At 55.8% G+C, this 10,782-nt stretch carries 8 protein-coding genes; 1 reads left to right on the top strand and 7 read right to left on the bottom strand.

What is annotated here, in order from left to right; translation table 11 throughout:
* Positions 1-322: 322 nt before the first annotated feature.
* From QQL78_RS21025 to QQL78_RS21000, 6 genes are all read right to left on the bottom strand, one after another.
* Positions 323-1,840 (bottom strand): sugar ABC transporter ATP-binding protein, encoded by a 1,518-nt coding sequence (locus QQL78_RS21025; RefSeq protein ID WP_274836285.1) that lies wholly within the window; start codon positions 1,838-1,840, stop codon positions 323-325.
* Complete coding sequence (locus QQL78_RS21020) at positions 1,837-2,904, bottom strand: hypothetical protein (protein WP_284376781.1); 1,068 nt, start codon at positions 2,902-2,904, stop codon at positions 1,837-1,839. Before QQL78_RS21020 ends, QQL78_RS21025 begins: the two co-directional genes overlap by 4 nt.
* Position 2,905: 1 nt before the next feature.
* Positions 2,906-5,035: an ABC transporter permease gene (locus QQL78_RS21015; RefSeq protein ID WP_274836287.1), complete on the bottom strand. Its 2,130-nt coding sequence runs from the start codon at positions 5,033-5,035 to the stop codon at positions 2,906-2,908.
* 364 nt (positions 5,036-5,399) lie between these two features.
* The gene (locus QQL78_RS21010; RefSeq protein ID WP_274836288.1) at positions 5,400-6,422 is read right to left on the bottom strand and encodes a sugar ABC transporter substrate-binding protein; all 1,023 of its coding nucleotides are present in this window, start codon (positions 6,420-6,422) and stop codon (positions 5,400-5,402) included.
* Positions 6,423-6,464: 42 nt separating this feature from the next.
* Positions 6,465-7,451, bottom strand: coding sequence for an ABC transporter permease (locus tag QQL78_RS21005; RefSeq protein ID WP_274836289.1), 987 nt, complete (start codon positions 7,449-7,451; stop codon positions 6,465-6,467).
* 55 nt (positions 7,452-7,506) lie between these two features.
* Positions 7,507-8,478 (bottom strand): NAD-dependent epimerase/dehydratase family protein, encoded by a 972-nt coding sequence (locus tag QQL78_RS21000; RefSeq protein WP_274836290.1) that lies wholly within the window; start codon positions 8,476-8,478, stop codon positions 7,507-7,509.
* 797 nt (positions 8,479-9,275) lie between these two features.
* On the opposite strand from QQL78_RS21000, the gene QQL78_RS20995 reads away from it, so the two are divergent.
* Positions 9,276-10,130: an IclR family transcriptional regulator gene (locus tag QQL78_RS20995; RefSeq protein ID WP_274836291.1), complete on the top strand. Its 855-nt coding sequence runs from the start codon at positions 9,276-9,278 to the stop codon at positions 10,128-10,130.
* Between the two features lie 69 nt (positions 10,131-10,199).
* Here QQL78_RS20995 and QQL78_RS20990 read toward each other — a convergent pair whose 3' ends face one another.
* A complete protein-coding gene (locus QQL78_RS20990) occupies positions 10,200-10,781 on the bottom strand; it encodes a cysteine dioxygenase family protein (RefSeq protein ID WP_274836292.1) in 582 nt (193 codons plus the stop codon).
* Position 10,782: the final 1 nt, after the last annotated feature.

Raw genomic sequence — 10,782 nt, 5'->3', positions numbered from 1 at the left:
TCGCTCATCATCACCCATCCCATGTCCACTCATCCTCACATCGTTTTGCGAGGAGAGTGACACTTCTGCTTTGCTCGAGAGTGACGTTATCGCTTTGCGCGTACAATATAAAAGCGCATAATGAAGTTTATGTTAAATTATCTAAGTCTTATTTCCAAGGGAACTAATAACAAAGTGAAACTATGAACAGCGTTTTGAACGGGAACACTTCCGCCAAAGAACAATCAACGAACTGCGACACACGTGTTCGAAACCTGACCGCTGCGTGCGCGGCCGTAACCACCTTAGTTGCTCTTCATCCCGACCTGCTACCGAGACGAAATTAGTGGACTGCCGCGAACATGATCCGTTCTTCCGTTGCCTCCTCGGGTGAAAACTCCTCTACGATGCGACCTGCTCGCGAGACCAGAATGCGATCGGAGATGTTCATGATCTCGGGCAAATAAGAGGAGATCACGACAACAGCGATGCCTTGATCCGCAAGCTCGTTGATAAGTTGGTGAATTTCGGCGATGGCGCCGACGTCAACACCACGCGTCGGCTCGTCAAAGATAACGATCTTGGGTTTTTGGACGAGCGCACGCGCAATCACCACTTTCTGCTGGTTCCCCCCTGACAGCTCGATCACTCGAGCGTTAGAGTTGATCGCCTTGATGTTTAGCTTCTTGCTCCACTCGGCCGCCATTTCCTTCACCTCCGAGAAGCTGACGAAAAAGCTAGAGCTGACATTTGCGGCTTGCGCGGCACGATGGATATTGTCCGCAATCGACATGTTCTCGAAAAATCCTTCGATTTTCCGATCTTCCGTCACGTAGACGATCCCGTCTTTGACCGCACGCCGAGGTGTTCGGTAGCGCACCGGCTTGTTGTTTAGTCGCACCTCGCCACCATGAAAGAAATCCCGTTTTAGGACACCCGAGATAACTTTGGCGGCCTCCGTTCTGCCGGAGCCGATGAGACCAAAAATGCCAGTGATTTGACCATTGTAGACGGAGAAGGAGTTGTTCTTAACCACCTTTGACATCGACAAGTTCTGAACCGAAAGAACCTTTTTTCCTGGTCGCCGTACGATGTCTTCCCCATGGGAATGGTAGAGCTCCTCCGAGAGCGTGCGGCCCACCATTGCCTGAACAATCGAATTGCGATCAAATTCGCCTGTCGGTCCGGTCGCTACCAGTTCCCCATCGCGCAGGACCGAAATGCTGTCGGCAATAGCCAGCGCCTCTTCCAGGGCGTGGCTGATAAAAATCACCGCGACGCCACGGCGTGTTAGTTGCTTCACCAGATTGAAGAAGTGCCGTTTTTCTTCAGGCGTGAGAGTGGCCGTGGGTTCGTCGAAGATGATAACCCGTGCCTGCTGACGCACAGCCCGAGCGATTTCCACCATCTGTTTCTTCGCAGCGCCCAAGGTGGCGACATCCGCCCAAGGGTCCACATCAAAGTTGAGGGACTGCATGAATTGCTGGGCCGCGATGTAGATCCCGCGAAGACGGTTGAATAGCTTTTCTTCGCCTAGATAAAGGTTCTGGGCAACGGTCATCGAGGGCACCAGGCTTGTTTCCTGAAACACCATCGCAATGCCATTTTCCAACGCTTCGCCTGGCGTTGAAAAAGACACAGACTGCCCGTTTAGCAGCATTTCTCCCGAGGTAAGCTCTGTTACTCCAGCCATAATCTTGGTGAGGGTCGACTTGCCGGCGCCGTTTTCTCCGAGCAGGGCGTGGACCTCGCCGGGGGCAAGCCTAAAATCGACATTCTTGATGGCCGGAACTCCGCGATATTCCTTGGTTGCGGATCGCATTTCTACCAGGGGTTGTCCGTCAATCATTTCTACACTCATGTTATTGCCCTCACGATGGCGTCTCCGCCCTTGGAAGCGATCACGAGCCCCTCATCTGTGGGCAGACAGCTCGTTACTCCGTGCCGGCGCCCATCGGCGCGGGAATGTAGGCTTTCCCAAGGCGTTCCCTCACCATCGAGGCGGACCACGAGCCCAATGGAGCGGGACGGTGCCCAGGGTTTCAGTTCGCCCAACTGCTTCAGCCCGCCCCCTTGCATCGGCTCAAGGTAGGAATTCGGGTAGTGAAGCGAAGGTGCGAGCCAGTATTCAGGATCAATCTCCGCGATCATTCGTTTACGGTACTCATTCTCTCGCAGGACGAATTCGATCAGCTGTGTACGTGGTGCAAAAACGCACATCCAGATGTCGTTTCCGGCCCCCGGTACAAGGCGTGAAGGATAGCCCGGAAGCTCATCGAGGACCGGAGTGATCTTGCCATCTTCGGCAATGCTAAGAACGCGATGCTTCCAGCTTTCCGAAACCAGAATTCCACCGTCCGGTTTCAGTGCGACCCCGCTTGGAAAAGCAAGATTCTGCGCTATGCAGATCGCTTCCTCGGTCCGGAGATCAATTTTCATGACGGAGCCGGTGGCGCCAAAGGTCATCAGATCCCGCTTCCACTCCCCCATGGCATGCTGCCTGCTAGCGAGGCAAATCAACAGGGTATCGGCATCGACAAAGACTGCGGCGCTCGGCGCCACGATCGGCGTCTGGCCTAGGGCCGAAAGTCTTTTGCCATCATGGGGTCCGCCCCTAATCTCGATGCGGCCGGCACCTAACCCGATCGCCAACGCACCGGATGGATGACTGGTGAGAAACTCGATGGTGCTGTCGGTAGCATCCAATTCCTCGACCTGGCCGTCTGCTGTCAGACAGCGCAGTGAGCTACCGCTGGAGAACAGGACTTTACCGTCATGGAGGACGAGGTTGTCCGGAGCTTCGGTTGAAACCAGAAGCTCGGCTTCCTCGATACGGTTGTTCGGTCGCAGAGCGCCATCCATAGGCGGTAGCGTGATCGCCGCATCCCCGCTGCCGCGGAGCCGATCGATGTAGCGGGTGAACACGTTACCCATCCTTCTTGTCTCCCCAATAATGTTTGATGCCGGTCCAGTTGGGATCCGCACCGGGGATGTCGTACACACCAATCCGGTCGTTGAACAAACCGCCAAGATAGAGCTTGCCCTTGTGTTCGCGGATCGAAGTCAGAGAGGGATGTTTCGCCCCTTCGCGGTCCCAGAGCACTTCGAGGATGTTGCCGTCGATGTCGAACTTGATTAGGCAACCGAAGTTCATGTTTGGATACATCCATTCGTCGGCGGCGACCCGATAGACCATGCGCTTGCGGTATTGCGGCATTTGCAGCGCCAGATCGAAGGTCGGCGATCTCATCCCGACCAGACCGCACCAGAAATGCCCATCTGACGCCCGGTTGATGTTGTCCGGATAGCCCGGCAGATCGGGAATCACCTTCTCCCATTGGCCTTTTTTCGGGCCGTCGTACCAATAGCGCGAGATACTGCAATCCCAGGTCTGTGCGAACAGGAAGGACTCGCCGTCATCGGTCATGCAGATGCCGTTCGGGAACTTCAGGTTCGACAGCAAGGTGCGCGATGATCCGTCCCGGGGATCGTAGCAGATCAGCCGACCGTTCCCGCGCGCTTCAATCGCGTCGAGCATCCATTCGCTGGTATTGTAGCGGATCGTCGCCTCGGAAAAGAAAATTCGACCGTCCGGTGCGATGTCGAGATCATCGGCAAGCCGCATGCGCGAATCGTCGATGACGGAAAGCAGCGAGCGGTTGGTTTCGTCCGAGAGTTTCACCACTTCGCGCTCGCGGGTGATCTTGTAAAGCCCCATCCCGCCGACGCAGACGACTAGTTCGTGGTCGCGGTTGAACGCCATGCCGAGCGGGTGCCCGCCGATATGGGCGTAGACCTCGTGGCGGGTGTAGTCGGGCGCGAAGAACCGTACCACGTCGCCATGGCGGCTACCGCAATAGAGATTGTCGTCCTCGTCAAGGATGACATCCTCCGGCCCGTCCAGTTCGCCTTTGCCGATGACGTCGGCATCGCCAAGCTTGTTGTTGACCTCATAGACTGAGCCCGAGCCTTCCCGGGTTTCCGGGTTGGGAGGTAAGGCCAGGTAGGTCGGTGATACATAGGCTTTGTTCAGAACCTTCAGGCGGTTCTTCATCCATTTCACGTCAATGGCGACGGCCACAAGCATGATGGTGCCCAGCACAAGTTCACTTGCGCCGGTGCGCAGGCCCATGCGGATCAGCGCGTTAGAGACGAGCACGACGATCATCGTCCCGATCACCGCCTTGGCCACAGACCCACGCCCGCCGCCGAGGCTGTTTCCGCCCAGAACCGCAGCAGTCAGGATAATGATCTCTAGACCCACGCCAACGGTGCCGCTGGTGCTGCCGAGTCGAGAGGCATAGAACAGTGAACCTGCTGCCGTGAATACCCCGCTAAAAATGTAAGTCTGCGCAACGATCCGCTTGACCGGCAAACCGATGTTGTAGGCGGAGCGCCGAGAGCCACCAACGGCGCTCAGATGCCAGCCGAACCGAAGCCGAGTCATCAGAATATGCGTGGCCACCGCCGCGACGGCTGCGACCACCAAGCTGAATGGCACGTTAAGGATATTGGCAGCGCCGAGAAAGTCCCAAGCAGGCACCGGCGTAGCGGAGTAGGCCGCCGCGAGGCTGTACTTGAGCGACAAGAGTTCAACAATTGCGCGTACGAGGATGAGAGTCACGAGCGTGGTCAAAAAGGCCCGAAGCCGCAGATACCCCACCAAGAACCCGTTCACCGCACCGACCAAGCCGCCGAGCAGCAGAATTGCAGGGATGACGACAACCAGCGGTAGGCCAAGCGCATTGACCAAGTATAACGCGCCGAAATTGCACAGAGCGAAGTTCGATCCCACACTCAGGTCGATACCGCCTGCCTTGAGTACCAGTGTCATTCCAATAGCGATGAACAGGTATTCGCCGAGGACACGCGCCAAGATCGCCAGGCTGCCTGGAGACAGAATGCCCGGCAGAATGACCGAGAAGATGGCTACGGCGATGCCCAAAAAAATGATGGGGATAGCGTTATCAATCCAGTTCTTCGACAGGATTTCCCCGACAACGTGATCCGGAATCAGGCGGTACCGCCAACGCGTTATTGTCTCACTGGCGCTCATGCGGTGCTCCAAGTTCTCTGCGGCATACGATCGTCAGCCGGTTGCGGAATGATGGTTACGTGGGGTGACCTGCTTGATTGACTCAGCTGGTATGCAGGACCCCGACAACCGAGTGTGTTTCGCATTTCCAAGATCTTTGGGGGACAAGCCCCAGACATAGCAGCGAAATCCGGTGATCGATGCCGGACGAGGAGCCGGACTGCGTGGCGGAACGATACCGCTAGCCCAGCCATTCTGGCGTATTCGGGTCCCGACAGCCCCGGCGGTGTAGGTTGCCGGTACGGATTGAAAGTGCCAAAGATGTTCATCTGCTCCTCCTCAGAATGCGGGTTCGGGCCGGCAACGGTTGCCGGCCCGGGCTGGATTAACCACCCTGTCGGATCTGTTCGACGGTCCAGCAGGAGGTATCGGAAACGGTTTCCGGGGTCAGAAGCTGGTTGTCGGTATACAGCCCGAAAGGTTGCGAACCAGGTTCGGGATTGACCTGGAGAAGCATTTCGACAGCGGAGGCGAGTTGTCTCGCCTGATCGCGGGTATCGACCTTTGTGTAGGAGGCGAACATGCCATTGCGGATGTTTTCACAACCGGATGTCTGATGGCCGCCACCTTCGGTAATCACTATCACTTGGTCTTCCATGCCAGCTTCACGAATAGCTGCCGCGGCGCCAATATCCTGATTGTCCCAAAGGCCGACAAAGGCGCATAGATCCTGGTGCTGCCTCAGAAGTGTGGATGCGATGGAATGCGCTTTCGTGGCATCCCAATCAGCGGCTTGGTTGGCGACGATGGTGATTTCGGGGTAGTCCGCCAAGGTGTCTTCGATGCCCGCGACGCCAAGTAGACTCGGCGGGCTGGTCACGGGTCCCTGAAGAATCGCTACCTTGCCCGAGGTTCCCTCGCCGCATAGGCGAACTGCCTCCATAGCCTCGGCCGCGCCAACTGCATACCAGTCGCCGCCGATGAATGCATCGGAATTGACCGGTGTCTTAAGGTTCATCTGGATCACGTTGATCCCGGCCTGCATCGCGCGCTGGACGAGTTTGGTGTATGCATGCATGTCATTGTTCTGGAAGATGAGGATGTCGGGCTCTTCCGCGATGAACTGCTCAAGAGCTTGCGCGCCAGCGTCGATACTCCAGTTAGGGTCGCGGACCTGAAAGTCGTATCCCAGACGCTCGGCGCTATGTTCCAGCGCCGCGATCCAGCCTTGGGTCAGGTCGTACATTCCGATCGGAACGAAGGCGACGACCTTGTCCTCAAATGACGACGTGTATAGATCATAGAGCCCGTCATCCGGCCGCTCGGCGAGCGCGGGGCTCAGCAGACCCATTGTACCGGCTACGAAAGCCGCAATTCCGAGAATGGATTTCTTGTTTCCGAGTTTCATGGTTTTTCCTCCCTTTGGTTCCGGAACACTTCTCTTGGTTTGTCAGATGTCACCCTGCTGGGATGTCTGTTCGTCTCGCGGGTTCAGCATTGAATCGACGATGATCGCCGCGAGCAGGATGACCGCCTTTAAGATGCTTTGAACGGAGTAGCTGATGTTCATGATCGTCATCCCGTTCAGCAGTAGACCGATCAGGATCGTGCCGGAAAGAACGTTGCGGATGCTGCCTTTGCCACCGGAAAGACCAATGCCGCCGATGACCACCACAAGGATGATATCGTAGATCATGGTGGAGTTGGCCAGCTTGGTGTTTACCGTCGACACGGTCGTGGTCATGATCAATCCGGCAAAAAAGGCAATTGCCGCGGAGACCGTGTACATCAACAGGGTCATCGGCCGGTTGGCGACGCCGTTGTTTCGCGCTGCAGTGTAGTTGTCGCCGATAGCATAGACAAATGCGCCGTAGCGGGTAAAGCGGAGCGCCACATAGGCGATGCTGGCAAGAACCAGGAAAAGGATCACCGGCATTGGAACGACCCCCGCGAGCCGGCCCGACCCGAGCGTCCCCAAGAGTCCCAAGTCTACGGTAATGAAGAGCGTGTCGGATTCCACAAGTGCAAAGCGGCCAAGCCCGGAAATGACTGTCGCCATGGCCAGCGTCGCGAAGATTGCCGGAATCTCCACATAGGAAACCAGAAACCCGTTGAACGCACCGATGGCCAACGCCAGTAGCAGTCCGAGCGCCAGCGCCGGCAGGATCGGCATTCCGTCGAGATACATCGAGAAGCTCCAGCCAACGGAATATACCATGACGGCGACCATCGTCAGGTCGATGCCGCGCCCGATGATCACCACGGACATGCCTATTGCGAGAATGCCGAGTATCGAAACGTTTTGAAGGAGAGACAGGAGGTTCGAAATCTGAAGAAAACTGTCAAGTGTAATTGAAAACAAGATAAACAGGATGGCTGAAATTATCAGAACCATCTGTTCCTGATTCAATGATCCACCTTTTAAAACCTGCTGCATCAAGTATTCCTCCCTTGGCGGCGGTGCCATTGTATTGCTCGAAATGGGTTTTGGTTCACGTGGCAGTCGGCCTAAGTCCCAATTCTTCCATTGTCGCGATGTAAGCCCCGACGCCCGATTTCAGATCGTATTTCGGAGTGAATTCGAGATCAGTTCGGGCGCGTGAATTGTCCAGGATGCCCGCATAACGGACGCCCGTATTGAAAAAATCCAGACCAGGCCCGATCGTGAAATCTACACCCGGAACATGGGTGCGTGTTGCCTCTGCGAATTCCTCCAAAGTGACCCCGGTGCCGGAGGAAATATTGTACTCTGTATATCCGGGCTTTTCGTGCTCTAGTGCTGCAACGCAGGAGCGTCCGACATCGCCGACATAGATAATATCGTCGCGCTCGTCGCCGCCCTGCGGTATTTCCAGCGGGACGCCGAGCATCCCGTTCTCGATGATCCTTGAAAGGATGCCCATCGGCCCATGCCGCACGAGTTTGCCTGGGCCGTAGATGGTGGCGAAGCGCAGGGCCACAAACTCGAGCCCAAGCTCGACAAAGTTGCGGCCCATCATCTCACCCGCGAGTTTGGTGACATCGTAGACACTGTGCGCCTCAAGCGGATGCGCCTCGGTTACCGGTTTATAGGTCGGGTAGGCGTGCTCACCCAAGATATTGCCATAAACCGCTCTCGAACTGGTGTAGACGAAACGCTTAGCCCCTGATTTGTGGGCCGCATCCATAAGCTGGACAGCGCCGAGACCGTTGACCGTGAAGCCTTTGAGGGGGTCTTCCTGCAGTCCCGAGATAAGCGCAGCCATATGGATGACTCCATCCACTTTGTGGCGGGTCATCAGTTCGGTCATCGCCTCGCGGTCCATGATGTCGATGTTATACAGCTCCACCTCGCCCGCGACCGAGCCGAGCAGCGACATGTCTTTCTGACGGTCAACTATGACGACAGAGTGGCCCCGGCCGACAAGCTCCCTTGTCACAAATGCACCGTTTACTCCCAGTCCCCCGGTCACCAGTACTTTCATTTGGTGTCTCCTCAGCACCGTGTTCGATATTCATGTTGCCTGCGCTGCAACCCGGCCGATCGGCTGTCGGCACGCTGGATATGCTTGCAAGTCATGCTGTTTGCGTCGAAATCCGGAGCCGTTGTGTTCAGTGTGCGTTTGAACACGATTTCTTCCCGGCCCAGTTGCCCCCATGTATATCCCAAATCACATGAATTGGGATTCTGACGTGGTAGCCTTGCACCATGGCCGGTCCGATTTTGAGAAACTCGGCCAGCCAAGAATCGAGGCTAGCGTCATGCGGTCAGACGGTGCGCCCAGGTCTGCATACCGCGAGCTTTTTTGAGGGTATCCTCGACCATATCCATTTTTCTCCTCCCTTGCTTTCGCGCTTTTCGCGCTACTTGATTATCGTTACTAAAAAATTTCCAACCGTAGGCACTATTAGTCAACGCATTCAGTTGGGCAGACACTTGCTTTTCACATATGTGAAATTCTTGAACTCCGTGTCGTCGCTTGCGATCAAGTCTCCACTGTCCCGGTACGTCTACCTCTGCATCGCGGTCAAAACCGTCTCTAGTAGCGCCCGGAAATTACATAGATGTCTAATATTAAGATCGCGCGCATCCATAAGCACATCCCTATTGATTTCACTGCACCTGAATAGGTGTTTTACAGTTGGATGCATTTTCCGATTCTGGGTCGTGCTCCCCCGGTGAAGAACGTGTCTGTCTTGTTCAACACCCGCCGTCCGCACTACGGAGCAAGTGGGACGTATTCCCGCGTGCCGCGCTGCTCGACATTGACAAAAAGGTTAGATGTCTAATATCAATGGGCAATTATTGTATATTTGGCTCAACGCATACGGCACCGACCGGGGTGTGGTGGAGAGGTCGGGGATGGCGAAAGGTCTGGTCAAGTCCGCGGAGCGAGTATTCCTCATTTTGGAGTTCTTCTCGGAGACGCGGCGGCCATGTCGACTGAGCGAAATCGCGACCAACCTGGGCCTACCCGTTTCGAGCGTCAGCATGTTACTTCAGTGTATGGTAGAAAAGGGGTACATGGACTTTGACAGCGAGACCTATGGTTACATGCCGAGCGGCCGGATTGGGCATCTGACGTCTTGGATCGGTGCGGGCGACTATGAGCAGCATCTGGTGCTAGACGAGATGTGGCGGCTTCGGGAAGTCACGCAGGAATCCGTCGTTTTGGCCACACCGATCGGCATTTATCTTGAATATGTGGAAACAGTGCAAGGTTCGGAAAGCATCCGGATGAAACGTGGCACGCGGCGCTTGTTGGTGCAGACCGGCACTGGTTGGTTATTCCTGTCGCGCATAAGCGAAGACGAAGCTCTGTCGATCTACTGGCAGACCGTGGGTGCCGAGTTGTTGGATCGCAGCAAGTTCAGTGAAGCCCAGTTTCTCCAGAAACTCGCCCGCCATCGCGACACGGACCTGTCGTTCGTACATGCGCGAGAACTGGTATCTCCGACTGCACATTGGGGAGCCGCCATGCTTTCGATGATCATTCCGGTTCCGCCGGGCCACCGAAAACTGGCAATTGGTGCACATGGGCTCTCCGAAAGGCTGAACGAAAAACAAGAACAAATCTCGGCGGAACTAGCCCGGATTTCACAAACCCTCTCGGACCACGTCCAACAGCTACACTGACGAAGGGGACTAACGCGCCTCGTTTTTGGTCCGTCCGCCCTCAAGAGAGGGCGGACAGTTCGACCGCATTTAGAGTTCATATGGGATTTGAACCGGACCCTTGGTCTTGTTGATCTTGCCCGAGTCTGCCTCGTAGAAATTCTGAAGGAAGTCACCGACGCGGTGATCGCGGAAGATGATCCCGACGACCGGCTCGTCGCCGGTATGCTCGACGTGAATTTCGTAAGGGCGGACGAAATCGATGTAACCCGGCTCGACGTCATGCTCCCCCAGTACCTTCAGATCCGCCTGTTCGTCGCTGCTGCCGTCATCCGCGCGCTCATAGCGGATGACCCTCTCTTTCCCTCTGAGAACGCCGTACATCGTCCAGACGTGGCCGTGATCGTGAACGGGGGTGCTTTCTCTAGGTTTCTTTAAAAGCGAATTCAAAACGAAACCGTAATCAGGATCTTCGTAGAACAAGAGGTTTTCAATATACCCGCGTTCTGGTTCGTTCCGGAACGGCCATGTCTTGGAAACCTCGCGCAGTTCCTCATCCTGAAGCAGCTTTTCGAGATGGGGCTGAATTTCCTTGAAACGCTCTTCTGGCGTGTCGACGCGGGAATAGATATCGCGAACTTCGCGAATGAAATCTTCTGCAGCTGGCAACATG

Origin of the sequence: Sulfitobacter pacificus (assembly GCF_030159975.1) — a bacterium.
Classification (GTDB): domain Bacteria; phylum Pseudomonadota; class Alphaproteobacteria; order Rhodobacterales; family Rhodobacteraceae; genus Sulfitobacter; species Sulfitobacter pacificus.
The sequence above is the reverse complement of the archived record's forward strand: the minus strand, read 5'-3'. Positions and strand labels throughout refer to the sequence as shown.

What these genes read in the sequence shown, in the direction of transcription:
- QQL78_RS21000 (WP_274836290.1), bottom strand. Translation starts at nt 8,478, where the DNA reads ATGAAAGTACTGGTGACCGGGGGACTGGGAGTAAACGGTGCATTTGTG.
- QQL78_RS21010 (WP_274836288.1), bottom strand. Translation starts at nt 6,422, where the DNA reads ATGAAACTCGGAAACAAGAAATCCATTCTCGGAATTGCGGCTTTCGTA.
- QQL78_RS21025 (WP_274836285.1), bottom strand. Translation starts at nt 1,840, where the DNA reads ATGAGTGTAGAAATGATTGACGGACAACCCCTGGTAGAAATGCGATCC.
- QQL78_RS20995 (WP_274836291.1), top strand. Translation starts at nt 9,276, where the DNA reads ATGTCTAATATCAATGGGCAATTATTGTATATTTGGCTCAACGCATAC.
- QQL78_RS20990 (WP_274836292.1), bottom strand. Translation starts at nt 10,781, where the DNA reads ATGTTGCCAGCTGCAGAAGATTTCATTCGCGAAGTTCGCGATATCTAT.
- QQL78_RS21005 (WP_274836289.1), bottom strand. Translation starts at nt 7,451, where the DNA reads ATGCAGCAGGTTTTAAAAGGTGGATCATTGAATCAGGAACAGATGGTT.
- QQL78_RS21015 (WP_274836287.1), bottom strand. Translation starts at nt 5,035, where the DNA reads ATGAGCGCCAGTGAGACAATAACGCGTTGGCGGTACCGCCTGATTCCG.